Source organism: Rhizobium sp. P28RR-XV, from assembly GCF_012641385.1.
In the GTDB taxonomy this organism is placed as follows: domain Bacteria; phylum Pseudomonadota; class Alphaproteobacteria; order Rhizobiales; family Rhizobiaceae; genus Rhizobium.
This window is the reverse complement of sequence record NZ_JABAIG010000008.1, coordinates 125,750-150,964: the sequence shown is the minus strand read 5'-3', so window position 1 is coordinate 150,964 and position 25,215 is coordinate 125,750. Positions and strand designations below refer to the sequence as shown.

Sequence of the window (25,215 nt, the reverse complement as noted above, 5' to 3'; positions counted from 1 at the left end):
ACCAAAGACACTGCCCTTCATGTCAAAAAAGTATCGGTCGAGCGTATAAGGCGTAGTAGCGGCAGGCGGCTATGAGGGGTAGGTTTACCACATAAAAGACGCGATGGCCTCTGGGAGGAGGCGCCGTAACCGTAGTGAACGCGGACGGATGAAAGGAGGCTTGCCGATGAATCCCGATTTGGAAGTGGTCGCAATCGGCAGCGGAGAATCCTTCAAGGCCTGGGAACACGGCTATCCCTACCGCACCGTTCGCTGGCATTTCCATCCCGAATATGAAATCCACCACGTCGTCGCGACGACGGGCCAATATTTCATCGGCGACTTCATCGGCGAGTTCGAGCCGGGCAATCTCGTGCTGACGGGGCCGAACCTGCCGCATAATTGGGTGAGCGACGTTCCCGTCGGCGTCACCTTACCGCTGCGCTGCCGCGTGCTGCAATTTTCCGAATCCTTCTTTGCCGATGCCAGTAAAGTCTTTCCGGAGCTGTCGGCTTGCGCCGGTATTCTTGAAACGAGCCGCCGTGGTGCGCTCTTTACGCCTGAAACAGCTGCCATCGTCGGCCCGATCCTCGGCGAGCTGGTGGACGCGACCGGCATCCGCCGCATCGAGCTCTTCATGAATATTCTTGATGCGATGAGCCGCGCTGAAGGCACGCGCACGCTTGCCAGCGCCGGCTATCAGCCGGACCCATCCGGTTTCATGTCGGCCGGCGTCAACCAGGCGCTGGCTTACATCAACGCGCACCTGACCGAGCCGTTCAGCGAGTGCGATCTGGCCGAATTGACCGGTCAGAGCCCGAGCGCCTTTTCACGCAGCTTCCGCCGGCACACCGGCATGGCACTGGTGCAATATGTCAATCGGCTGCGCATCAACTTTGCCTGTCATCTGCTGATGAGCAAGGCTGACATGACGATCACCGATATCTGCTTTGCGGCAGGCTTCAATAATATCTCGAACTTCAATCGGCGTTTTCTGGACCAGAAGGGCATGGCGCCCTCCCGGTTCAGATCGCTCTTGGCACAGCATGCACGCGCGGTGGAGGCCGCCTAACACAGGAGGACAGGGAGGAGAGATAAGATTGAGGGCAAGCGAACGGGGACCTCTGTCGCCCGAAGGAGAAGGCTTGTGCAAAATTTACCGCCGCGTCGGTTTGGGACCGTTCTCGACGACGCATCAAACAAGAGCATTGCGTGCGGACAGCCGTGATGATCGAGGGAAACCATGACCATTTGGAACGGAGAAATTCCAATGAACCATTTCGCACTGAAAATCGCTGGCGCAGCCGCGCTTGCCGTCGGTCTTCTGGCCGGCACGTCCGCCTTCGCACAGTCGGCCAAGGTGACTGACGCGACTGTCGCCTTCCTCATGCCAGACCAGAGCTCCACGCGTTATGAAGAGCACGATTTCCCCGGTTTCCAGGCGGAGATGAAGAAGCTCTGCGCCGGCTGCAAGGTCATCTATCAGAACGCCAATGGTGACGCCTCGCGCCAGCAGCAGCAGTTCAACTCGGCGATCTCGCAGGGCGCAAAGGCCATCGTGCTCGATCCGGTGGATTCCACGGCCGCCGCTTCGCTGGTGAAGCTGGCGCAGAGCCAGGGCGTGCGCGTCATCGCCTATGACCGCCCGATCCCGTCGGCTGCCGCCGATTACTATGTGTCCTTCAACAATGAAGAGATCGGCAAGATGATCGCCAAGTCGCTGGTCGATCACCTGAAGGCGAAGAACGTCAAGGCAGGCGACGGCGGCCTTCTCGAGATCAATGGTTCGCCAACGGATGCTGCCGCCGGCCTGATCAAGAAGGGCATTCATGCCGGTCTCGCAGAGGGCGGCTATCCGGTGCTGGCGGAATTCGATACGCCGGAATGGGCGCCGCCGAAGGCGCAGCAATGGGCAAGCGGGCAGATTACCCGCTTCGGCAAGAAAATCCTCGGCGTCGTTGCCGCCAATGACGGCACTGGCGGCGCGGCTGTTGCCGCGTTCAAGGCCGCCGGCTTCGATCCGGTCCCGCCTGTCACGGGAAACGATGCGACGATCGCCGGCCTGCAGCTCATCATTTCCGGCGACCAGTACAATACGATCTCCAAGCCGAGTGAGATCGTTGCCGCTGCCGCTGCCAATGTCGCGATCGAATTGCTCTCGGGCGAGACGCCGAAGGCCGACACGAAGCTCTTCGACACGCCGACCAAGCTGTTCACGCCGGCCTTGGTGACGTCCGAAAACCTCAAGGCCGAAATCATCGACAAGACCGTCAACGGCAAGCCGATCCAGACGCCGGACCAGCTCTGCATCGACCGCTATGCCGATGGCTGCAAGAAGCTCGGTATCGGCAGCTAAGCTCCGCACCATCCAGAACCGGCCGCTTCGGCGGCCGGAAACCAACAGCATTTCAACCCGGGAAGGTGGCGAGAAATGAGTGACGCTTCCGATCAAAGAGCCCCATCGGGCGAGCTGGTGCTCAGCCTCAAAGGGATCTCGAAACACTTTGGCGCCGTCTCGGCACTGACGGATATCAACCTCGATGTGCATGCCGGCGAAGTCGTGGCACTCGTCGGCGACAATGGCGCGGGCAAATCGACGCTCGTCAAGGTTCTGGCCGGCGTCCACCAGCCGAGTTCAGGCACGATCACATTCCGCGGCAAGCAGGTGACGCTCAGCGATCCTGCAACCGCGCTTGACCTTGGCATCGCCACGGTCTTTCAGGATCTGGCTCTTTGCGAGAACCTGGATGTCGTTGCAAACATCTTTCTCGGCCGGGAATTGAGCCCGATGAAGCTTGATGAGACCGCCATGGAAGTTCGCGCCTGGACGCTGCTCAATGAGCTTGCGGCGCGCATCCCGAGCGTTCGCATCCCGATCGCATCGCTTTCGGGCGGCCAGCGGCAGACGGTGGCGATCGCCCGCTCGCTGCTGCTCGAGCCGAAACTCATCATGCTCGACGAGCCGACGGCTGCACTTGGCGTGGCTCAAACAGCCGAAGTGCTGAACCTCATCGAGCGCGTCCGCGACAAGGGGCTCGGCGTCCTCATGATCAGCCACAATATGGAGGACGTGCGCGCCGTTGCCGACCGCATCGTCGTTCTGCGTCTCGGCCGCAATAACGGCATCTTCTATCCCGACGCCTCGAACCAGGAGCTCGTCAGCGCCATCACCGGAGCCACGGAAAACGCCGTATCGCGGCGCGCGGTGCGGCGCCAGGCCCAACAGGAACTCGGAGAAGGGGGCCAGCCATGAGTGAGAACGGCAAGCAATCGACCCTGCTGCTCGACCGCAGCGACGTTCGCGTCAACCATGACACCGGGCTTGCGGCCACAATCCGCTCGTCGATCGACAAGGTGCGCTCCGGCGATTTAGGCTCGCTGCCTGTCGTCGTCGGCCTTGTCATCATCTGGACGGTGTTCGGTACGCTCAACCCGACCTTCCTCTCCAGCAACAATCTCGCCAACCTGCTGTTCGACGCCTCGACCGTCGGCATCATCTCGCTCGGCATCGTCTGCGTGCTGATGGTCGGCGAGATCGACCTTTCCGTCGGTTCGATCAGCGGCTTCGCATCGGCCATGGTCGGCATGCTCTGGGTGAATGAAGGCTGGCCGGTGGCCTTGGCGATCCTCGCCGCACTCGTCGTCGGCGGCGTGATCGGTGCTGTCTATGCCGTGCTGTTCAACCGGCTGGGCATGCCGAGCTTCGTTGCGACATTGGCGGGTCTTCTCGCCGTGCTCGGTATGCAGCTCTATCTGCTCGGCGCGACCGGTTCCATCAATCTGCCCTATGGTTCGGCGATCGTGAATTTCGGCCAGCTTCTCGTCATCCCCCGCCCGCTCGCCTATGTTTTCGCGCTCATTCCGGGTGCGGTCCTGTTGGTGACCGGCTTAGGCGCTGTGCGGCGGCGCAAGCAGGCAAATCTCTCCGCGCCGTCGGTGGGTGGTCTGCTGGCGAAGGCAGCTGTGATCACGGTGGCGCTGGAATTCGTCGCCTTCTATCTCAATCAGGATCGCGGCATTCCCTGGATGTTCGCCCTGTTCGTGGTGCTCGCGATCGTCATGAATTATGCGCTGACGCGCACGCAATGGGGCCGGTCGATGTCCGCCGTCGGCGGCAATCGCGAGGCCGCGCGGCGCGCCGGCATCAATGTACGGCGGATCTATACCAGCGCCTTCGTGCTTTGTGCCATGTTCGCGGCCCTTGGCGGCGTGCTGGCGGCAGCACGTTTGGCGTCCGCCAGCCAGCAGGCAGGGACCGGCGACGTTAATCTGAATGCGATCGCTGCGGCCGTCATTGGCGGCACCAGCCTGTTCGGCGGCCGCGGCAGCGCCTATTCAGCCCTGCTCGGCATCATCGTCATCCAGTCGATCGCCAGTGGCCTCACCATGCTCGATCTGTCGTCGGCGCTTCGCTACATGATAACAGGCGCAGTTCTTGCCATTGCCGTCATCGTCGACTCGCTGGCCCGCCGTTCCCGCGCCTCGCATGGGCGCGGCTGATTTCTTCAAGAAGGTAAGGATTGCCATGAAACAGGATTTTGCCGGCAAAGTCGCCGCCATCACCGGGGCTGCCTCTGGAATTGGCCTGGAATGCGCCAAATCGTTATTGAACGAGGGCGCTAGCGTCGCCCTCGTCGACCGAACCGAAGACAGCCTGAAAAGCATTTGTGCCGAACTGGGGCCGAACGCCCATCCCGTCGTCGTCGATCTTCTGAAGCCCGAGAGCGTGGCGACGATGATGCCGCAAATTCTCGGCAAGTTCGGCAAGCTCGACATTTTCCATGCCAATGCCGGCGCCTATATCGGCGGCGAGGTCGCGGAAGGCGATCCAGACGCCTGGGACCGGATGCTGGGTCTCAATATCAACGCGGCCTTCCGCTCGGTCCGAATGGTGCTGCCGCATATGATCGAGCGCAAGACCGGCGACATCATCATGACCAGCTCGATTGCCGGCCTGGTGCCCGTAGTCTGGGAGCCGATCTATACGGCGTCGAAGCATGCCGTTCAGGCCTTCACGCACACGGTGCGGCGTCAGGTCGCCAAGCATGGCATCCGCGTCGGCGCCGTGGCGCCGGGGCCGGTGGTGACAGCGCTGATCAGCGACTGGCCGCAGGCAAAGCTTGATGAAGCGATTGCCGCCGGCGGCCTCATGGAGGCGACTGAGGTGGCGGAAGCGGTGCTCTTCATGCTATCGAGACCGCGCAACATCGTAATCCGGGATCTGGTGATCCTGCCCTTGAGTACGGATCTGTGATGACGGCACCATATTTCATCGGCATCGATGTCGGCACCGGCAGCGCCCGGGCCGGGGTTTTTGATGCAAATGGCCATTTGCTCGCCGCAGCCAAGCGGCCGATCACCATCTGGCACGAGGCCGGCAGCATCGTCGAGCAGTCGAGCGAGCAGATATGGAAGGCTGTTTGCGACAGCGTCAAGGAGGCAGTCGTCACGGCTAAAATAGCAGCCGGTGATGTCGCCGGCATCGGCTTCGATGCAACGTGTTCGCTGGTTGCGGTTAAAGCGGACGGTCGGCCCGTGGCTGTGGGACCATCGGGTGACGCCGATCGCAACATCATCGTCTGGATGGATCATCGCGCCGCCGGCGAGGCAGCGGAGATCAATGCCGGAAATCATGCCGTGCTGCGCTATGTCGGCGGCCGCATCTCGCCGGAGATGGAGACGCCGAAGCTGCTGTGGCTGAAGCGAAACCTGCCGCAATTCTTCGCGGCAACCGACCATTTCTTCGATCTAGCCGATTATCTGACCTGGCGCGCGACAGGCTCGCTGCAGAGATCGGTGTGCACGGTGACGTGCAAATGGACCTATCTCGCCCATGAGAAGCGCTGGGATACCGAGTATTTTAAAAATATTGGCCTCGGCGAATTGGCCGATGGAGGCTTTGCGCGGATCGGCACCGAGATCGTCGAGCCGGGTACGGCGCTTGGCGAGGGCTTGAACGAGTTAGCCGCGCGCGATCTCGGCCTTGCTATCGGCACGCCGGTCGGCGCATCGTTGATCGATGCCCATGCCGGCGGCGTCGGGACACTGGGCGGGCAGGGGTCGGACGGCCAGGCCGATGTCAGGAACAGGCTCGCCTATATCTTCGGCACATCGGCCTGTTCCATGGCGTCGAGCGAAGGAGCCGTGTTCGTCGATGGCGTATGGGGACCTTATTATTCGGCGATGGTGCCCGGTCTCTGGCTGACTGAAGGCGGCCAATCGGCGGCAGGTGCTGCGATCGATCATCTCGTCACCATGCATCCGGCATCCGGCGAGGCGCGTCAGAAGGCTGAGGCGGAGGGCCTGTCGCTGGTCGCCTGGCTCGACCGGCAGGCCATAAAGGTGAGCAACAACGCGTCCGACGCCGTGAAGCTCGCGCGATCCATCCAGGTCGTTCCCGAATTCCTCGGCAACCGCTCACCCTATGCCGATCCCGATGCGCGTGCCGTCATTTCCGGCCTTGGGCTGGAAACCGGCGTTGACGATCTCACCGCTCTCTACATCGCCGGCCTTTGCGGCATCGGTTACGGCCTCAAGCAGTTGCTCGAAAAGCTGGCACAGGATGGCATTGCCTGCGATCTCATCATTGCAAGCGGCGGCGCTGCCCAGAGCGGCCTCGTGCGACAGCTCTTGGCGGATACGACCGGCCGGCCGGTCGCCGTCTCCGATACGGAAGAACCCGTTCTTCTCGGTGCCGCCATGCTCGGCGCTACGGCTGGCGGACATTGCGGCTCTCTCGTCGAAGCCATGGCAGCCATGTCGCGGCTGGCGAAACGGTTCGAGCCAGCCGAAGGCGCCGTTAAAGCGTTGCATGAGCGGCGCTACGAAGCTTTCGAGCTGCTGCAATCGGTAGATCGCAGCATCCGTGCGATGATGTCGCGATAGACATGGCGACACGGTCACCCTGGGTATCTGCTTCCTCCAACTCGAAGGGGATTTATCGTCCTAATTCACAAGTCTATGCGTGAACGGCCCTCTACCGCTTCGTGAATCGTGAGCTAAATTAAGTCCCACACGGTCGCGCCATCGCAACCGATCTCGGGAAGGACGTCATCATGGACATCAAGAAGAACGGCACGCAGCCCTCTGGCAAAGGCCCCTCCGACTGGTTCACGGGTACGGTACGCATCGACCCGCTGTTTGCTGCCAATGACGCCCGCCGGGCGGCGGCCGGCAGCGTCACCTTCGAACCTGGCGCCAGGACGGCGTGGCATACCCATCCGCGCGGCCAGACCTTGATCGTCACGGCTGGCCTGGGTCTCGTTCAGCGTGAAGGCGGCCCGGTCGAGGAGATCCGGCCGGGGGATATCGTCTGGTTCGAACCGGACGAGAAGCACTGGCACGGCGCTTCGCCGACGACGGCCATGACCCATATCGCCATCCAGGAACATCTGGACGGCAAGGTTGTGGATTGGCTGGAACATGTGACGGACGAGCAATATCACGCAAGGTGAAGGTCCAACCCCGCGGTCGGGCCAGCGCCGAGCGGATCGTTCACGAGCAATCAACGTTTGTCACGGCTTGGCCATAAGTCAGCCTCAACAGGCCGATATAGATGGAGCTCCGCCGCTTCCACGGCGCAGGCGTACTGATTGAATGCGCCCGCAAGGCAACTGACCTTGCGATAGTAGCAACATGGATGAGGAAATATCATGCTTCGGCTTGTAATTGGCGCGGCCCTCGCGCTTGCAGCGCTCACCTGGTCCAACGCGCAGTGCATGCAGATGCCGACGGGTTTTCCCTTGCCGTCGAGCAGCGTATTTGCAGCTGACTGAGCCGTCGCGATCGGCGAATGTCGCCATCGTGGCGACGATGGCCGTAGGGAGATAAGCATTCGGTTGCAACCGCGCGCTATCCTTGGTGGATACGCACGAATCGAGGATATCCGATGGCTACTGCCGAGCGTCCCATGCCGAGCGAGGCAGGCATCTTGCAGTTCATGGAAATCTGCGATTCCTTCTATCCGCCGGATGCGGTCGCGGCTTCGATCACGCAGCAGCGTGAGTGGTATGACGCCTTATGCGCCCGTTTCGATCGCCGCTTGCCCGAGGGCATGGACACCAGAAATGAATTGGTCGTCGGGACGATCCCGGTCCGGCATTACAGGCCGGCCGATCTCCGTACGGCAACGAACCTCCTTTATCTCCATGGCGGCGGCTTCGTCGTTGGCTCGCTCGAGAGCCATCATGCCATCTGCGCCGAGATTGCCGATCATGCCGGCGCGGAGCTGATCTCGGTCGATTACCGGCTGGCGCCGGAATATCGCTGGCCGGCTCAAACGGATGATTGCTTTACCGTCCTCAAGCAGCTTCTCGCCGAAAAGAAATCGGTCGTCCTGATCGGCGACAGCGCCGGCGGCAATTTGGCGGCAGGATTGGCTGTGCGGGCGAAAGCCGAGGGGCTTTCAGGAATTGTCGGGCAGATCTTGATCTACCCCGCGCTCGGCGGCGACCTTACCTCCGGCTCCTATGAGGAAATGGCCGATGCGCCGGGGTTGACGACCGCGGATGTCGCCTATTACCGCAGTGTCCTGCAGGCTCCATCGGGTAATCCGGTCTCCGAGCCGCTTGCTTTGTCTTCCGTCGCCGGTCTTCCGCCAACCTTCATCACGGTGGCACATTATGATCCCTTGCGTGACGACGGCCGTAATTATGCGGCGCGTCTGGCGCAGGCGGGCGTTGAAGTCTGGTTCCGCGAGGAGCCGCAGATGGTGCATGCCTGGCTGCGGGCACGGCATATGAGCGAAGGCGCGCGGGCCGGCTTTGCCGCCGTCTGTGCGGCGGCAAGCCGGTTTGCCCGTCAGCGCTGACCTACATCAGGTCGCGCGCAATACGCTTCTCTTCGAATATCTTCTCGAAAATCTGTATTTCGCCTTCATAGGCAATGACGGAGGCGCTGATGATCCAATCCTTTGCCGTGCAGGATATGGATGATGTCGCGACCGTGCGGACGAACCAGCCGGGGCGCTGCATGTCGCAGGTCCATGTCGAGATGCCGCTCATCGACAGCGGATCGTCCGGCGCGATCGACCAGGTTTCCTCGCGCAGCTGTCGGGTCGAAAGACCTGTAGTAGGATGTTCAAAAAGTCCGGTATCCTCTTGAATTTCATAACGAGTTTGACCTTCCGACAGATCGTGAACGACCTGCCGCTTCGTTAGAGACGGCGCATGCTCGATATATTTCGGCAGCGGATCGGGATTGTCGGGCTGCTTCACATCGATGAGCTCATGCGCACCGAGCTGCGGCAAGGCGAGACCGATGGAGGCGATGTCGATCGTCAGCCCCGGATTTTCCGGCGGCGGCAGGACCATCGGCCAATAAGCTGTCGACAGCGACAGACAGATGCGGTGCCCCTTGCGGAAGCGATAGCCGCAGGCATCGAGCGTCACGGTCACGGTGGTCAGCTGACCCTTAATCAGCGGCTCCGGAGCAGCATTGCCATTGCGATGGGCGAGATTGAGCACGCCGAACGAGACGCGGGTCGCCGTGCCATCCGGATGGATGTCGACAAGCCTTGCGCAGAGATTGGCGGTTTCGGCGTCGCATCGCAGCGTCAGGGTCACGACGGGGCGGCCGAGATAATCATGGTCTTCCAGCAGCGGTGTCGTCTGGAAGGTCAGCGACCCGGCATCGTCGACGCGCTGGTCGATCGCCAATTCTGCGTCCGGCTTCAGGGTAAACCACTCGCCCGAGGCTGTGCCCGTATCGAGCGGCGAGCGCAAATAGACGGGATGTTCCGGCGCGTGCGGGATCGGCATGCCTTCCATCAAGCTGCCGAACTGCTCGACATAGAAGCACTGCATGTCAGGCGGCCGCCAACGACGCTTGGCGATCCAGAAACCGGGATCGAAATCGCGGCGCGTGGCGGGCTTTATCGAATCGAGAATATAGGCGCGCACGGATGGCATGGTCTCCGCGCCGTTGGGCTCGCCGCGCAGCCAGCGGTTCCACCACGTGATGGCTTCGCCATGGAAATCGGCGCGCGGCTTCGGCCAGGCGAAATGCGGATATTTGTGGACCCATGGACCGATCAGCGCCTTCGTCTTCTCGCCGAGGCCCTCGACCGCAAGCAGCGGAGTGTTGCGATAGCCGTCCGCCCAGCCGGCAATGACGAGGGCCGGGATATCAAAGCCCGCGAAATCCTCACAGATCGACCCATGCCGCCAGAAGTCGTCGCGGCGCTGATGCTGAAGCCATTCTTCCATGAAGAAGGGTTCCTGCTCGAGGCGCTGCAGCCACATATCCCGCCATTCGTCGCCGACGATGGCCGGGTCGGGCGAGCGTGATTGGTAGGCCAGCATGGTCGCCGCCCAGGAAAGCTGGGCGGAGAGATGGCAGCCGTTCTTGTAGTGAATGTCGTCATTGTAGCGGTCGACCGTGGAAGCGATCGATATCACGGCCTTCAATGCCGGAGGCTTCAAGGCCGCGACCTGCAGGCAGTTGAAGCCGCCCCAGGAAATGCCCATCATGCCGGCCGAGCCGTTCGACCAGGGCTGCGCCGCGATCCAGGCAATCAGCTCGCAGGCATTGGCGAGCTCCAACTCGGTATATTCACCATCGATGATGCCGCTGGATTCGCCGGAGCCTCTGATATCGACACGGACCCCGGCAATGCCGGCTGCGGCGAAGACCGGATAAGTGGATTCGTCGCGCGGGCTCGTCCCGTCGCGCTTGCGGTAAGGCAGGAATTCGAAGACTGCCGGCACGGGATCGCTCTCCGCGCCATCGGGCATCCAGATGCGCGCGGCGAGCCGCGTGCCGTCCTTGAGAGTGATCCAGTGATTTTCGATGGTGGTGAAGCTGCGGTCTGCCATGATCATATATATCTCAAAGATGTTTACGCGTCGAACCACACGCGGCTGCCGATATAGCCATTGGACATGTCGTTACCGATGTCGTCGACATATCCTTTCAGCGTTTTCGTGGCGGCCATGAGATAGTCGTTGAAGACGGGCAGGATCAGACCACCATCGTCTCGCACCAGCAGAGCCAGATGTCGATAAAGTTCCTTGCGTTTGCTCTCATCGAGTTCGGACCTTGCCTGCAGCACCATCTTGTCGAACTCGGGGCGCTTGAAATGCGTGTCGTTCCACTCCGCGGTCGATAGATAGGAGGTCGAATAGCGCGAATCCTGTGTCGGACGGCCGCCCCAGAAGGAGGCGCAGAAGGGCTGCTTGTTCCAAACATTGGTCCAGTAGCCGTCTTCCGGTTCGCGCTTCACATCGATTGTGATTCCGGCCTTGCGCGCGCTTTGCTGGAAGAGGATTGCCGCATCCACGGCGCCGGGAAAGGCGGCGTCGGATGTGCGCAACAGAATTGGGCGATCGAGACCCGATTTCTTGAAATGGAAGGCGGCCTTGTCAGGATCATATGGACGTTGCTCGATATCGGTTGGCGCGAGAGCGTAATTGGAATTGACCGGATAGTCGTTGCCGATCGTTCCGTAGCCGCCCAGCACCTTGTCGAGGATCGACTGGCGATCGACGGCATATTTCAGCGCGAGCCGGAGGTCGCTGTTGTCGAACGGTGCCGTGTCGCAATGCATCAGAAAACTGTAGAAGCCCTTACCGGCACTGCGGACGATATCGACATTCGGCGCGCGCTTCAGCATCGCGACGGTCTTCGGGTCGACGTTGTTGACGAAATGGACCTGGCCGGATGCCAGGGCGGCGATCCGGGCGGTGTTGTCGTTGATAACGAGTATTTCCACGCTGTCGACAAAGCCGCGATCGGCGCGCCAATCTTTGGGGTTCTTCTCAAAGGAGGCACGAACGCCGGGTTCAAAGCTTTTCAAAATGTAAGGGCCGGTGCCGACGGCGGCTGCGGGCTTGTCCGCGCCACCCTTCGGCTGGATGATCAGGTGGTAGTCGGTCAGGAGAAGGGGCAGGTCTGCGTTGCCTTCCGAAAGCGTCAGGACAAGGTCACCCGCTTTTTCTTCGATACCGGTGATCGAGGCCATTAGCCCCAGAGCACCGGACTGTGAATTTTTGTCTGCGTGCCGCTTCAGCGTCGCGACGATGTCGGCAATGGTCATCTTGCTGCCGTCATGAAACTGCACGTCGTTCCTGATCTTGAAAGTCCAGACGGACGCGTCCGTCGATGGCGTCCATGAAGCCGCCAGCGACGGCAGGGGCGCACCGGTCTTGGGATCGGATTCGACGAGCGTATCGCCCCAAAGGCGGCCAATGACGAACAGGACGGAGGCACTGTATGTTGCGGGATCGAGTGCGTCGCTGGTGGCGCCGCCCTTGAGGCCGAGCTTCAGATGGCGGCCATGTTTTGCTTCCTGAGCGCGAGCGTCGCGCGGCATCAGCAGGCTTGAGGCAAGGCTCGGCAATGCGCCGAGCGCGACGGCACCGCCGAGAAAGTGGCGGCGGCCGATTTTAAGGTGCGAAGATTGATCTTTTTGATGCGTCATTGCAGTTCCCTCTTTTCCATTTTGTAAGAGGGAACGTAGAGGTCAGGCTGGCCCACGCAACTTCGCGACTTGACGCATCTTTAAGCGAGTTTACGCTAGCTTCATCAAGACGGAGCTGCCAATGCCTCACCTGGTCGAGAACCTCAAGATTGCCTGTGCCACGCAGCGTTCCATTTCGCATCTTTGCCGCGCGATTGATATCAATCGGCAGCAATTCAACCGATACATCAACGGCCAGACGAGACCGTCTGCCCATAACCTAGCGCGCATAGCCAAGTATTTCGATCTCGATTCGGCCGACTTTGGTCTCGCTCCCAGGGTCTTTCGCGAGCGGCTTCGCAAACCGAACCTAGACCTCAATCAAAGTTCCGAACTCCTAAGAGCGTTCCCCGGAGATCTGACCGCGCTACGGCGCCATATCGGCTATTTTCAGACCTATCATCGCTCGCCGTCCTGGCCTGGAATGGTCGTGTGTTCGTGCAGTCGCCTTATCGAGCAGGGCGGGCTTGTGCATGTCAAATCAATGGAGCGCCTGCGGGATCCTGGAAACGGCATCCAGCAGTTTTCAAAATATGTGGGTTTGGCGGCCTTCTATCGAAACCGGATATTCATTACGGAGCGCGTCGTCGGCCCGAACCCCATACTGTCACAGACGATCCTCCTGCCATTCGACGAGTATCAGCGCGTCTACTTGCGTGGAACGACAATGGGGGTCTCCTGGCGAAAGGAAAATCTCCCCTATGCGTCACGGATGATCTGGCGGCATGTCGGCGCCGAGCCAGACCTGCGTGAACTTCTCGCGCGCTGCGGACCTCTGCCGCTGTCGTCACGCCAGCTGCCACCCACGGTACGCTCATTCCTCGCAGATCCCTCCGCCGAAGTGTACGCGGTGCCGGCAGAGTATTGATGACACCGATTTTCGCAACGAGGCCCTCAAATCCGGGTGAGTGCCCGAAAATGTCGAGCCTTCAATTTCCGGCGCTCTCCATTCTCCGAGTCGTCAGCACCCGCTCCAGCCAGCCGATCTCCATCTCAGGCACGGATTTTAGCAGCAGGTCGGTATAGTCGTCGAAGGGCGGGGAAAGCGCTTGCGATTTCGGGCCGAAGCGAACGAGCTTGCCGCAATGCATCACCGCGACACTGTCGGCGATGGCGCGCACGATGGCGATGTCATGAGTGATGAAGACATAGGAAAGATGCGCCTCTTCCTGCAGCTTCATGAGCAGTTTCAGAATGCCTTCGGCAACCAGCGGATCGAGCGCCGATGTCGGCTCATCGCAAAGGATGAGTTCCGGCTTGGCCGCAAGTGCGCGGGCGATGGCGACGCGCTGCTTCTGGCCGCCGGAAAGCTCGGCCGGATAGCGGTCGATGAAGCCGTTGCTCATCTCGATCTGATCCAGCAACTCTTTCACGCGTGCCGTCTTTGCCGCGCCACGCAGGCCGTCATAGAAGGTCAGCGGGCGACCGATGATGTCGCGCACGGTCTGGCGCGGGTTCATCGCGGTATCCGCCATCTGGTAGATCAGTTGGATACGCCGCAATTCCTCCCGCGAGCGATTTTTCAAGGCGGGTGTCAGTGGCTTGCCATCGAAGGAGATCCGGCCGTCGCTTGGCGGCAGCAGGCCGGTGATGACGCGGGCAAGTGTCGACTTGCCGGAGCCGGATTCGCCGACCACCGCCAGCGTCTGTCCTTTCGGAAGATGTAGAGAAACATCGTGCAATACCTTGAAACCGTTGGAGTATTGCGCGCTGATATTTTCGACTCTCAGAAGCGCGGCCGACTGGTCGGCGGCTTCGGTTCGTGCCTCCTGGCGCACGTTGACGAGGGCGCGGGTATAGTCTTGTCGGGGCTCCTCGATGATCTGCTGGACGCTACCATATTCCACTGTCTTGCCGTACCGCAGCACCATGATGTCGTCGGAAATCTGGGCGACGACGGCAAGGTCATGGGTGATGTAAAGCGCTGCCGTATTCGTCTCTTCGATCGCATGCTTGATCGCCGCAAGCACGTCGATCTGCGTCGTCACGTCGAGCGCGGTGGTGGGTTCGTCAAAGACGATCAGTTCCGGATTGGAGCAGAGTGCCATGGCGGTCATGGCGCGCTGCAGCTGCCCTCCCGAAACCTGGTGCGGATAGCGCTCTCCGAACGTTTCCGGATTGGGCAAGCCAAGGACGCGGAAGAGATAGAGCGCTCGCTTCTTCGCCTCCTCCTTCGTCATCAGGCGGTGCTTGACTGTGGCTTCGATCACCTGATCGCCCAGCCTATGCGCCGGATTGAAGGCGGCAGCGGCCGATTGGGCGACATAGCAGACGCGCGCGCCGCGGATCCGGCGGATGCCGGATTTGCCGAGCGGCAGGATGTCGGTGCCGTCGAGCAGCACCTTGCCGCCGGTGATTTCGGCGCCGCCACGGCCATACGCCAGAGCGGAAAGGCCGATGGTGGATTTGCCGGCGCCCGACTCGCCGATCAGCCCAAGCACCTTGCCCTTTTGAAGATCGAAGGAGACGCCATCGACGATGGTAACACGTTTCGGCGGCTCGCCGGGCGGATAGCTGGTCGCCTCGATCTTGAGATCGCGAACGGAAAGAAGCTCAGGCATCGCCACGCCCTCCCTTGAGGCTGGAGGTGCGCCTTAAGAGCCAGTCGACCACCAGATTGACACAGATCGCCAGCGCCGCGATCGCGGAACCCGGCACGAGCGCGGCGGAGATGCCGAAGATGATGCCGTCCTTGTTGTCCTTGACCATGCCGCCCCAGTCGGCCGAAGGCGGCTGTATACCGAGGCCAAGGAACGACAGCGTCGAGAGGAACAGGATCGAAAAGGCAAAGCGCAGGCCGAATTCCGCCAGCAGCGGCGACAGCGTATTCGGCAGGATCTCGCGGAAGATGATCCAGATCTTGCCTTCGCCGCGAAGCTTGGCCGCCTCCACGAATTCCATGACCGCGACATCGAGCGCCACGGCGCGGCCGAGACGATAGACGCGAGTGGAATCGAGGATGGCCATGACGAGGATCAGCACGATCAGGTTCTGCGGCAGCACAGCCAATACGACGAGCGCGAAGATCAGCGTCGGGATCGACATCATCAGGTCGTTGAAACGCGAAAAGACCGTGTCGATCCATCCGCGTGAGACGGCGGCGGTAAAGCTCAGGATGATGCCGAGCGAGAAGGAAATGATCGTTGCTGCCAGCGCGACGAACAGTGTCGTACGGGTGCCATAGATCAGACGCGACAGGATATCGCGGCCGAGATTGTCGAGGCCGAAAAAATATTGCGTATCGGCGGGCTGCCAGACATTGCCGACGACTTCCGTCTCGCCGTAAGGGGCGATCCACGGCGCGAAGATCGCGCAGATGAAGGCAATCAGGATACCGATGATGCCGACCCAGGCGGTAATGGGGATATCTTTCAATCTCATCGCGGATGCCTCAGGCGCGGGTTGGCGACGATGGCGAGAATATCGGCCGTCATGTTGAGGAAGATGTAGACGGCGGCAAAGATCAGGCCGCAGGCCTGGACCACGGGCATGTCGCGCACCGTCACCGCATCGACCATGTACTGACCCATGCCGGGATAGACGAAAACGACCTCGACGACGACGACGCCGACGATGAGATAGGCAAGGTTGAGCGCGATGACGTTGATGATCGGCGCCAGCGCGTTGGGGGCGGCATGCTTGACGATGGCGCGGAAGGCGGACAGTCCCTTCAGCTCGGCCGTCTCCATATAGGCCGACGACATCACGGAAAGAATGGCCGCCCGTGTCATGCGCATCATGTGCGCGAGCACGACCAGAACCAGCGTTGCCGTCGGCAGGGCGATCGCCTTCAGCCGGTCGATGAGGCCCATACCGTCGAAGACCGTCGCCGGAAAGGTCGCGACGCCGAGTTTGACGGAGAAGAACATGATAAGCAGATAACCGATAAAGAATTCCGGCAGCGAAATCGCCGCCAGCGAAATGACATTGATGATCTTGTCGGGCATGCGGTTGCGGAAATGAACGGCCAGCATGCCCAGGCAGACGGCCAGCGGCACCGAGATCAAGGCGGCAAAGCCGGCGAGAAACAGGGAGTTTCCAAGCCGCTTGCCGATCTGTTCGCCGACGGAATTCTTGCTGGCCCAGGAGGTGCCGAAGTCTCCCTGCACTGCATTGCCAAGCCATTGCACATAGCGGGTGGCGACGGGCCGGTTGAGGCCCAGCTCCTCGCGGATATTGGCGACGGCCTGCGGCGTCGCCGACTGGCCGAGATAGGTGGTGGCGAAATCGCCGGGCAGGGCTTCGAGCCCGCCGAAGATCAGGATGGAGACCGCAAACAGCAGGACGATGCTGAGCAGGCAACGCTCGAAAACGAGGGACAGCAGCGGAAAACGCTGCTTGAACCTCAGCCCGGGCAAAACGGTTCCGGGGGGCAGATTGGACATGGCCGATGCCTCTCGCTTGGAGCGGTTCGGGGTTTGAAGGAACCGTCGAACCGCTCAATCTTGTTGTTTTACGCGATTCCGGACGGAAAACTGCTGCGCACTTTTCCTGGAATTGCTTGAAACGTCGGGAGGACCGCGAAAGGCTTCCGCGGTCCCGGCTGCGTCAGAGATGAGGGCGTTTTCGCCCGGCTTCGGGCATCAGGCCTCTAGCCAGACGCGGGTGGCGACGTAGCCGTTCGACATGTCGTTGCCGATATCGTGGACGTAGCCCTTCACCTGCTTGGTGGAGGCGTTTACGAAATCGTTGAACATCGGCAGGATGACTCCGCCTTCGTCGCGCACCATCATCGCCATGGCGCGATAAAGCTCCTTGCGCTTGGCCTCGTCCAGTTCGGAACGGGCCTGAAGCAGCAGCTTGTCGAAGTCCGGACGCTTGAAGCGCGTGTCGTTCCAGTCCGCCGTCGACAGATAGGCGGTGGAATACATCTGGTCCTGCGTCGGACGTCCGCCCCAGTAGGAGGTGGAGAAGGGCTGGACGTTCCAGACGTTCGTCCAGTAGCCGTCGCCCGGCTCGCGCTTGACCTCGATGTTGATGCCGGCCTTCTTGCAGCTTTCCTGGTAAAGCACCGCCGCATCGACGGCACCGGGGAAGGCAACTTCCGATGTGCGCAGCAGCACCGATCCGCTGTGGCCGGATTTCTTGTAGTGGAAGGAGGCCTTGTCGGGGTCGTAGGCGCGCTGCTCGATGCCATCGGGGAAGAGGGCATAAGTGCTGTTGATCGGGAAGTCGTTGCCGACCTTGCCGTAGCCGCCGAGGATCTTCTTGACCATGGTCTCGCGGTCCATGGCGTATTTCAGCGCCAGGCGCAGGTCGTTGTTGTCGAAGGGCGCCTTGTCGCAATGCATGATGAAGACGTAATGGCCGCGGCCGGCGGTAGAGAGAATCTCGACGGTCGGCGCGCGTTTCAGAAGATCTACCGTCTTCGGATCGACACGGTTGATGTAGTGGACCTGACCGGACGACAGGGCGGCGATACGCGCCGTCGCATCGTTCATGCAGATGATCTCGACCGAATCGACGAAGCCGCGGTCCGTGCGCCAGTCGTCCTTGTTGCGCTCGAACGTGGCGCGCACGCCGGGTTCGAAGCTAACCTGCTTGTAGGGGCCGGTGCCGATCGAGGCGAGGGGGTCGTCATAGCCGCCATTCGGCTGGATGACGAGGTGATAGTCGGTCAGGAGCAACGGCATGTCGGCGTTGCCTTCGGTCAGCGTCAGGACGAGGTTGTCGCCGTCGGCCTTGATCTCCTTGATCGACTTCACGACGCCGAGCGCGCCCGATTCCGATTTTGCATCCGTATGACGCTTGAGCGTGGCGACGACGTCGTCGATCGTCAGATCCTTGCCGTTGTGGAACTTGACGCCCTTGCGGATCTTGAAGGTCCAAGTGGCGGCATCCTTCGACGGCTCCCAGGATTCTGCGAGCGACGGAACGGCTGCACCGGTCAGCGGGTGGGATTCCACCAGCATGTCGCCCCAGCAGCGGCCAATGCAGAACATGACCTGAGACAGGAATTTCGCCGGATCCTTGGAATCGGTCGCGGCGCCGCCTTCCAGGCCAAGCTTCAGATGACCGCCGCGTTTCGGTTCGGCTGCCATTGCGCTTTCGGTAAAGAGTTTGTCGGCGAGCGTTAAAGTCACGCCCACTGCCATTGCGCGTCCCATGAATTCGCGGCGGCTGAGGCCGCCCGCCGTGACGCGGCTTGCCAGATATTTCGTATAGTCGTTCATTCCCCTGTTCCTTCTTCTTGCCGTGTTGACAAAACTCCCGGGCAAGCCACTTCACGTCGCGGTTTCCTCTTCCGCCTGAAGCCTGCTGCCCGCGATCATGCGGGAAAATGCTGCGGTTGTCGCCGGCTCTACTTTCCTTTCCAGATTGGGGCTCGCTTCTCCGCGAAAGCCCGTGCGCCTTCCAATTGATCCTCGCTTGAATAAAGGGCGTCGACGGTCGCAAACTGCCGCTTGGTGATCTTATTCATGGCCGTCTGGAATGTCGTGCCCTCCGCTTCGCGAACGATTTCCTTGATCGCCGCGTAAACGAGCGGTGGCCCGCTTGCGAGCAGGCGGGCGAGTTCCCATGCCCTGTCCATCAGCTTGTCGGCCAGGACGATCTCGTTGACGAAGCCCCAGCGATGCGCCTCTTCGACGTTCAGCCAACGACCGGTCAGCAGCATGTCCATCGCGATGTGGTAGGGGATGCGCTTCGGCAACTTGATCGATGCCGCATCGGCAACGGTGCCCGAGCGGATTTCCGGCAAAGCAAAAGTTGCATGGGCGGCGGCAATGATCAGATCGGTCGAAAGCGCTATTTCGAGCCCGCCGCCGCAACAGATGCCGTTGACGGCGCAGATGAGGGGCTTATTGAGATCGCGCAATTCCTGCAGGCCGCCGAAACCGCCGATGCCATAGTCGCCATCGACCGCATCACCATCGGCGGCGGCCTTCAAATCCCAGCCGGCAGAAAAGAATTTCTCGCCCGCGCCTGTGACGATGGCGACGCGCTGATCGGGATTGTCGCGGAAGTCGCGGAAGATCAGCCCCATCTGCCGGCTCGTCGCCAGATCGATGGCATTCGCCTTCGGTCGATCGATCGTCACCTCCAGGATGCCGTTGTCGCATCGGGTTCGAATGGGGTCTTGCAACTTCTGCTACCTCCTTCGCCGGATGAGAGCATCCGCGGCGATGACGCCGCGGGATTCTGATAGGACCATCAATGGATTAATGTCCAGTTCTTCAAGCTGTGCGGCGTTCTTTACGACATATTCTGCCGCTGATAGGACGGCGTCGGCAACGATTTCGAGGCTGCTTCCGGGATTCCCGCGATAGCCTTCGATCAATTTCCGGACCTTCAGCCGCGAAATCCGCTCCAAGACCTCGGCTTTCGTCACCGGAAGCGGCAAAACGACGGAATCTTCAAGTAGTTCCACCAGGATTCCGCCGGCACCGACTGTCAGGGTGAGGCCGACGACCGGATCACGGGCTGCGCCAACGATCAGTTCCGCGAGCGGACGGTCGATCATCTTTTCGACGAGGAAGCCACGTGCGACAGAAGCCATGCCTTCGGCCGCGTCTCTGACGGCATTCCTATCCCATAGGTTGAGCTTGACGGCGCCGACATCGGATTTGTGTTCTATGCCAAGCGCCTTGAGTGCGACGGGGAATCCGAGTTGCTCCGCACAATTGGCTGCATCGCTTGCCGTCATGGCAGTCTTGCCGCGCGGCACCGCAAGGCCTGCGGCTGCAAGTTCGGCCTTGGCGGCTGCCTCGCTCAGGGTCTCGATTTCGCCCGAGTTGGCCGCCGTGCTGAGAAGCGGCAAGGGTTGCGGTCGCTTCCAGGCATGGGCGATCCGGCTGGCAATGTCGACTGCCGCCAGCGCCTCGCTGATGCCGCAAAGCGGCACGATGCCGGCCTCGATCAGTTGCTGCGCGATTGCCTCCGGCATGTTTTCGGGCAGCGTCGCCAGGATGCCGGCGCGCGCACCGGTTTGTTTTGCGGCGGCAGCAACGGCCGAAACGGTGATCATCCAGTCGGCGCCGTCACAGCGGTCCTCTCGCGGGAAGTCGAGTACGAGGAGATTGAGGGCATAGCCGCCGGCGAACATGGCGCTGAAAGCCTCCGTCTGCCGCGCAAGATCGCCCCAGACGAAGGTGTGGTAGTCGAGCGGATTGGCAAGCGTCACCATCTGGCCGAGGCTCGCGCGCAGGGCGGGCAGCTGTTCGGCTTTCAAGGCGCGGAACGCGACATCGCGGCCGACGGCGGCATCGGCCATCAGCGATGCCTCGCCGCCCGAACAGCTCATCGAGGAGATCGCATTGCTGTCGAGCGGACCCGCGACATGCAGGAGTTTCAGCGTTTCGATGAGTTCCGGCAGCGTCGCGACACGACCGATGCCGAGGCGATCGAGAACGGCGCTGGCCACCGCATCACTGCCGGCGAGCGAGGCCGTGTGCGAAACGGTGGCACGCTGCGCCTGCTCGGATTTGCCGACCTTCAACGCTATGACAGGCTTCTTCAGCTCTCGGGCGCGTTTTGCAAGTGCCTCCAGAGCCCGGATGTCACCGAAGCCTTCGATATGCAGGCCGACCGCCGTGACGCGCGGGTCTTCCAGGACAGCATGGGCGAGATTCGATAGGCCCGTCTGCGCCTGATTGCCTGCCGTCATCAGATAGCTGATGGGCAGGCCGCGCCTCTGCATGCTCAAATTGATGGCGATATTGGAGGATTGGGTAAGGATGGCAACGCCGCGCTCGCTGCGCACGACGCCATGCTGATCCGGCCAGAGCAGGGCACCGTCCAGGCCGTTGATCATGCCGTAGCAATTCGGCCCGACGATCGGCATGGCGCCCGCCGCTTCGACGAGAAAGCGCTGCAGATCCGCCCCATCAGCCAGTTCGGCAACCGCTTCGCTGAAGCCGGAGGCGTAGCAGACGGCGCCGCCGGCGCCTCTGGCTGCTAGATCACGGACGATATCGATGGTCAGCGTGCGGTTGACGCCGACGAAGGCTGCGTCCGGCGCATCAGGCAACTCGGCGACCGACCGATAACAGCGGCGGCCGAGCACGCTTTCCTGTGTCGGATGCACCGGCCAGATCTCGCCGGCAAACCCCATACGGTCGCATTGCTCGATGACGCGCCGCGCCTCTCTACCGCCGAAGACGGCGATCGTTCCGGGTCGGATCAGGCGGTCGAGCGAGCGCTGTGTCATGGGTTCATGCTCCGAACGGCCGAAGCAGGTCGCGGCTGATGATGTGCCGCTGGATTTCCGAAGTGCCGTCCCAGATGCGCTCGACGCGGGCATCGCGCCAGAAGCGGGCGAGCGGCAGGTCGTCCATCAGTCCCATGCCGCCGAAGATCTGGATCGCCTCGTCGGTGACGCGGGCGAGCATTTCCGAGGCATAGAGCTTCGCCGAGGCGATCTCGCGATTGGCCGGGATGCCGGCATCGAGCTTCCAGGCGGCCGACAGCGTCAGGAGGTCGGCGGCGTCGATCTCGGTGATCATATCGGCAAGCTTGAACGACACGCCTTGATTGGCGCCGATCGGCTTGCCGAATTGCTTGCGCTCGGCGGCATAGGGCAGGGCGAGGTCGAAGGTGCGGCGAGCCCGGCCGACACAGGTCGCGGCCACCGTCAGGCGCGTCCCGTAGAGCCACTGGTTGGCAAGATCGAAGCCGCGATGCACCTCGCCCAGCACCTGCGATTTGGAGAGGCGGCAATCGGTGAAGTTCAAGATGGAATTGTGGTAGCCGCGGTGGGAAACCGAGTCATAACCTCTGAGGATCTCGAAGCCCGGCGTGCCACGATCGACCAGGAAAGCGGTGATCTTCTTCTTGACGCCCCTATGCGTCTCCTCCTCGCCGGTGGCGGCAAAAACGATGACGAAATCCGCGACATCGGCGTGCGAGATGAAATGCTTCGTGCCGTTGAGCACGAAATCATCACCATCCTGCCGTGCTGCGCATTTCATGCCGCGCATGTCGGAGCCGGCGTCCGGTTCGGTGATGGCGAGCGCATCCACTTTTTCGCCGCGCACCGCCGGCAGGAGATAGCGCTCGCGCTGCTCGCCCTCGCAGGCCATCAGGATGCCGGATGGGCGGCCGAAGAAGACGGTGAGGCCAAGGGAACCACGGCCAAGCTCGCGCTCGACGAGGGTGAAGGTCAGGTGATCGAGGCCGGCGCCGCCGATTTCCTCGGGGAAATTGCAGGCATAAAAGCCGAGCTCGATACATTTGCGCCGGATCTCGTCGCCGATTTCAGGCGGCACGAGGCCGGTGCGCTCAACCTCGTTTTCGTGCGGATAGATCTCCGTCTCCACGAAGTCCCTGACCGTCTTGACGATCATCTCCTGTTCTTCGCTGAGTCCGAAATTCACGATCGCCTCCTCCTAGCGTTTTTGTCCCACGTGACGGCCCGCGCCCTCCGGCACCGGCAAGACCGTATGCGCGGCGGACATCGGCCTTAGCTTCGCCAGCACCTCCTCCGGTGCGGCGACAGCCTTGCCTGCCTTGGCATCCACATGCAGCAGCATCTGTTCCGCCGTGGCGATCACCTCGCCGCTCGCGCTGTCGTGCAGCGCATGGAAGACATGCAGCCGCTTTTCATCGGATGCGAGGATCTGCGCCGTCGAATGGATGGCCTGTCCGAGCTTGGCCTCGCCGAGATGGCGGATATGGGTCTCCACCGTATAGTAGCTGCGGCCGCGCTCGACATAGTCGAGATCGACGCCGATCAGGCGCAGTAGCGCGTCCGATGTGTCGCCGAAGACCTGCAGATAGCGATGTTCGGTCATATGGCCGTTATAGTCGACCCAGGCCGGGCTGACCTTGGTATCGATCAGCCGCAGCGGTTTTGTAACGTCGAGCTCCCGCTTCTCTCCGCCGCCGGCGGCCCAAAGCTGCTGCTCGAAATCCTTCAGCAGCTTGCCGGCGCCCCAGCCCTTGCCACCATGGCTTCCCTTCAGGCTCTGGAGGATGCCGACGAGATTTTCGTCGCGGATACGCTCGAGTTCGCGGATCGACAGGCCATCCGCCTGTTCGTCCGACTGCTGGCCGATCTTTTCGACAAGGGCATCGTCGAGATCGACGACATCCATCAGCTTCGTCCAGTTCCATTGTAGGGCGGGACCGAACTGCGCCAGGAAGTGACGCATGCCCGCTTCGCCGCCGGCAATGCGATAGGTCTGGAACAGGCCCATCTGTGCCCAGCGCAGGCCGAAGGAATAGCGGATGACATCGTCAAGTGTCTCGACGGTGCAGATATCGTCCTTGATCAGCCATAGCGCCTCGCGCCAGAGCGCTTCCAGCAGGCGGTCGCCGACGAAAGCCTCGATCTCTCTGGCGATATGCACACCCTTCATGCCGATCGGCGGCAGCCGTTCCATCGCAGCCTGGATCGTGGCAGCGCTGGTCTTTTCGCCACCGACGATCTCGACGAGCGGCAGCAGGTAGACCGGATTATAGGGATGAGCCACGAAAAGGCGCTCGGGATGGCGCATGTCGCGCTGCAGATCTGATGGCAGCAGCCCCGAAGTCGATGAGCCGATGAGCGCATCCGGCCGCGCGACCGCATCGATCTGCGTCAGCACATTGCGCTTGAGATCCAGCCGCTCCGGCACGCTTTCCTGGATCCAGTCGGCGCCATCGACGGCTGCTTCCAGCTTGTCACTGAATGTAAGCTTGCCGCGTGGCGGAAGCGGCGCACCGGTCAGCATCGCATAGGCTTTTTCTGCATTATCAATGACTTCGCCGACGATGCGTGTTGCTTCCGGATGCGGGTCGTAGACATCGACATCGATGCCCGCCAGCAGGAAACGGGCAATCCATCCGCCGCCGATGACGCCGCCGCCGATGCAGGCCGCCTTGTTGATCTTGGTCATCGCGGCCTCAGCGCTTCGTCAGTTTCAGTTTCTTGCGGACATCTTCGGGGCCGATGATGCGTGCACCCATGCCTCCCACCACCTGCACCGCCTTTTCGACGAGCTGCGCATTGGTCGCAAGCATCCCCTTTCCGGCATAGAGATTGTCTTCCAGCCCGACGCGGACATTGCCGCCGGCAAGGATCGCGGCCGCCGGATAGGCCATGGCGTTGCGGCCGATGGAAAAGGCCGAGAAGGTCCAGCTTTTGGGAACGTTATTGACCATCGCCATAAAGGTGTTGAGGTCATCGGGCGCCCCCCAGGGGATGCCCATGCAGAGCTGGATGAGGACTGGGTCCTCAATCAAACCTTCCTCGGCAAGCTGTTTGGCAAACCAGAGATGACCGGTGTCGAAAGCCTCGATTTCGGGGCGAACGCCGAGGTCGGTCATCTTCTTCGCCATCGCCCGCAGCATCGAGGGCGTGTTGGTCATGACATAGTCGCCGAGACTGAAATTCATCGTGCCGCAATCGAGCGTACAGATCTCCGGCAGGCATTCGGCAACATGGCTGACGCGCTCCGTGGCGCCGGCCATGTCGGTACCCCTGTCGTTCAGGGGCAAGGGACGTTCAACATCGCCGAAAATCAGGTCGCCGCCCATGCCGGCGGTCAGATTGAGCACCACATCGACATCGGCCGAACGGATGCGGTCCGTGACTTCCCTATAGAGTTCGTTGCGGCGGCTGGCAGCGCCCGTTTCCGGATCGCGGACATGGCAGTGGACCACTGCCGCCCCAGCCTTGGCGGCGTCGATCGCGGAGTCCGCGATCTGCTTGGGAGTGATCGGAACATGGCTGGATTTCGAAACCGTATCGCCGGCGCCGGTCACAGCACAGGTGATGAAGACATCGCGGTTCATCGCAAGAGGCATTTTTGTTCTCCCTCGTATTGAGGACATTACGAGCCATGAGAGGCTGTCATGCT

General features: G+C 61.5%; 21 protein-coding genes. 10 read left to right on the top strand and 11 right to left on the bottom strand.

All coding sequences use genetic code 11. From position 1 onward, the window contains the following. Nucleotides 1-166 precede the first annotated feature (166 nt). From HGP12_RS18290 to HGP12_RS18255, 9 genes are all read left to right on the top strand, one after another. A complete protein-coding gene (locus tag HGP12_RS18290) occupies nucleotides 167-1,051 on the top strand; it encodes an AraC family transcriptional regulator (RefSeq protein WP_168840229.1) in 885 nt (294 codons plus the stop codon). A gap of 198 nt (nucleotides 1,052-1,249) precedes the next feature. Beyond that, nucleotides 1,250-2,335, top strand: a complete 1,086-nt coding sequence (locus tag HGP12_RS18285) for a sugar ABC transporter substrate-binding protein (protein WP_168840228.1) — start codon at nucleotides 1,250-1,252, stop codon at nucleotides 2,333-2,335. A gap of 75 nt (nucleotides 2,336-2,410) precedes the next feature. Further along, entirely contained in the window at nucleotides 2,411-3,232 is an 822-nt protein-coding gene (locus HGP12_RS18280) for an ATP-binding cassette domain-containing protein (protein ID WP_168840227.1), read from the top strand. After that, nucleotides 3,229-4,479, top strand: a complete 1,251-nt coding sequence (locus HGP12_RS18275; protein WP_168840226.1) for a sugar ABC transporter permease — start codon at nucleotides 3,229-3,231, stop codon at nucleotides 4,477-4,479. The genes HGP12_RS18280 and HGP12_RS18275 overlap by 4 nt, the downstream gene beginning before the upstream one ends. Before the next feature lie 25 nt (nucleotides 4,480-4,504). Continuing rightward, nucleotides 4,505-5,233 (top strand): SDR family oxidoreductase, encoded by a 729-nt coding sequence (locus tag HGP12_RS18270; RefSeq protein WP_168879579.1) that lies wholly within the window; start codon nucleotides 4,505-4,507, stop codon nucleotides 5,231-5,233. After that, nucleotides 5,233-6,864: an FGGY-family carbohydrate kinase gene (locus tag HGP12_RS18265; protein WP_168879578.1), complete on the top strand. Its 1,632-nt coding sequence runs from the start codon at nucleotides 5,233-5,235 to the stop codon at nucleotides 6,862-6,864. Before HGP12_RS18270 ends, HGP12_RS18265 begins: the two co-directional genes overlap by 1 nt. Before the next feature lie 170 nt (nucleotides 6,865-7,034). Continuing rightward, entirely contained in the window at nucleotides 7,035-7,433 is a 399-nt protein-coding gene (locus HGP12_RS18260; RefSeq protein ID WP_168840223.1) for a cupin domain-containing protein, read from the top strand. A 198-nt stretch (nucleotides 7,434-7,631) separates the two neighbouring features. Further along, a complete protein-coding gene (locus tag HGP12_RS34510; RefSeq protein ID WP_281408223.1) occupies nucleotides 7,632-7,754 on the top strand; it encodes a hypothetical protein in 123 nt (40 codons plus the stop codon). A 113-nt stretch (nucleotides 7,755-7,867) separates the two neighbouring features. Then, nucleotides 7,868-8,788: an alpha/beta hydrolase gene (locus HGP12_RS18255; RefSeq protein ID WP_168840222.1), complete on the top strand. Its 921-nt coding sequence runs from the start codon at nucleotides 7,868-7,870 to the stop codon at nucleotides 8,786-8,788. A 1-nt stretch (nucleotide 8,789) separates the two neighbouring features. On the opposite strand, the gene HGP12_RS18250 is transcribed toward HGP12_RS18255, so the two are convergent. Both HGP12_RS18250 and HGP12_RS18245 read right to left on the bottom strand, forming a co-directional pair. Then, on the bottom strand, nucleotides 8,790-10,793 hold the full coding sequence (locus HGP12_RS18250; RefSeq protein ID WP_168879616.1) for a CocE/NonD family hydrolase: 2,004 nt from the start codon (nucleotides 10,791-10,793) through the stop codon (nucleotides 8,790-8,792). A gap of 23 nt (nucleotides 10,794-10,816) precedes the next feature. Beyond that, the gene (locus HGP12_RS18245) at nucleotides 10,817-12,397 is read right to left on the bottom strand and encodes an ABC transporter substrate-binding protein (protein ID WP_168879577.1); all 1,581 of its coding nucleotides are present in this window, start codon (nucleotides 12,395-12,397) and stop codon (nucleotides 10,817-10,819) included. 121 nt (nucleotides 12,398-12,518) lie between these two features. Here HGP12_RS18245 and HGP12_RS18240 point away from each other — a divergent pair, with 121 nt between their 5' ends. Next, nucleotides 12,519-13,304 (top strand): helix-turn-helix domain-containing protein, encoded by a 786-nt coding sequence (locus HGP12_RS18240; RefSeq protein WP_168840220.1) that lies wholly within the window; start codon nucleotides 12,519-12,521, stop codon nucleotides 13,302-13,304. Nucleotides 13,305-13,365: 61 nt separating this feature from the next. On the opposite strand, the gene HGP12_RS18235 is transcribed toward HGP12_RS18240, so the two are convergent. The 9 genes from HGP12_RS18235 to HGP12_RS18195 all read right to left on the bottom strand — a co-directional run bounded on the left by HGP12_RS18235 (nucleotide 13,366) and on the right by HGP12_RS18195 (nucleotide 25,162). Beyond that, on the bottom strand, nucleotides 13,366-14,997 hold the full coding sequence (locus HGP12_RS18235; protein WP_168879576.1) for an ABC transporter ATP-binding protein: 1,632 nt from the start codon (nucleotides 14,995-14,997) through the stop codon (nucleotides 13,366-13,368). Then, nucleotides 14,990-15,817 carry an ABC transporter permease gene (locus HGP12_RS18230; protein ID WP_168840218.1) on the bottom strand — a complete coding sequence of 276 codons (828 nt, stop codon included), beginning with the start codon at nucleotides 15,815-15,817 and terminating at the stop codon, nucleotides 14,990-14,992. The genes HGP12_RS18235 and HGP12_RS18230 overlap by 8 nt, the downstream gene beginning before the upstream one ends. Continuing rightward, nucleotides 15,814-16,821, bottom strand: a complete 1,008-nt coding sequence (locus HGP12_RS18225) for an ABC transporter permease (protein ID WP_168879575.1) — start codon at nucleotides 16,819-16,821, stop codon at nucleotides 15,814-15,816. The genes HGP12_RS18230 and HGP12_RS18225 overlap by 4 nt, the downstream gene beginning before the upstream one ends. Before the next feature lie 198 nt (nucleotides 16,822-17,019). Next, nucleotides 17,020-18,609: an ABC transporter substrate-binding protein gene (locus HGP12_RS18220; RefSeq protein WP_168840216.1), complete on the bottom strand. Its 1,590-nt coding sequence runs from the start codon at nucleotides 18,607-18,609 to the stop codon at nucleotides 17,020-17,022. A gap of 128 nt (nucleotides 18,610-18,737) precedes the next feature. After that, the gene (locus HGP12_RS18215) at nucleotides 18,738-19,520 is read right to left on the bottom strand and encodes a carnitinyl-CoA dehydratase (protein WP_168879574.1); all 783 of its coding nucleotides are present in this window, start codon (nucleotides 19,518-19,520) and stop codon (nucleotides 18,738-18,740) included. Nucleotides 19,521-19,526: 6 nt separating this feature from the next. Beyond that, nucleotides 19,527-21,584 carry an acetate--CoA ligase family protein gene (locus HGP12_RS18210; protein WP_168840214.1) on the bottom strand — a complete coding sequence of 686 codons (2,058 nt, stop codon included), beginning with the start codon at nucleotides 21,582-21,584 and terminating at the stop codon, nucleotides 19,527-19,529. Between the two features lie 4 nt (nucleotides 21,585-21,588). Further along, a complete protein-coding gene (locus HGP12_RS18205) occupies nucleotides 21,589-22,749 on the bottom strand; it encodes an acyl-CoA dehydrogenase family protein (RefSeq protein ID WP_168840213.1) in 1,161 nt (386 codons plus the stop codon). Nucleotides 22,750-22,761: 12 nt separating this feature from the next. Further along, nucleotides 22,762-24,252 (bottom strand): carnitine 3-dehydrogenase, encoded by a 1,491-nt coding sequence (locus tag HGP12_RS18200; RefSeq protein WP_168879573.1) that lies wholly within the window; start codon nucleotides 24,250-24,252, stop codon nucleotides 22,762-22,764. Nucleotides 24,253-24,259: 7 nt separating this feature from the next. Further along, entirely contained in the window at nucleotides 24,260-25,162 is a 903-nt protein-coding gene (locus HGP12_RS18195; RefSeq protein ID WP_168840211.1) for a 3-keto-5-aminohexanoate cleavage protein, read from the bottom strand. Nucleotides 25,163-25,215: the final 53 nt, after the last annotated feature.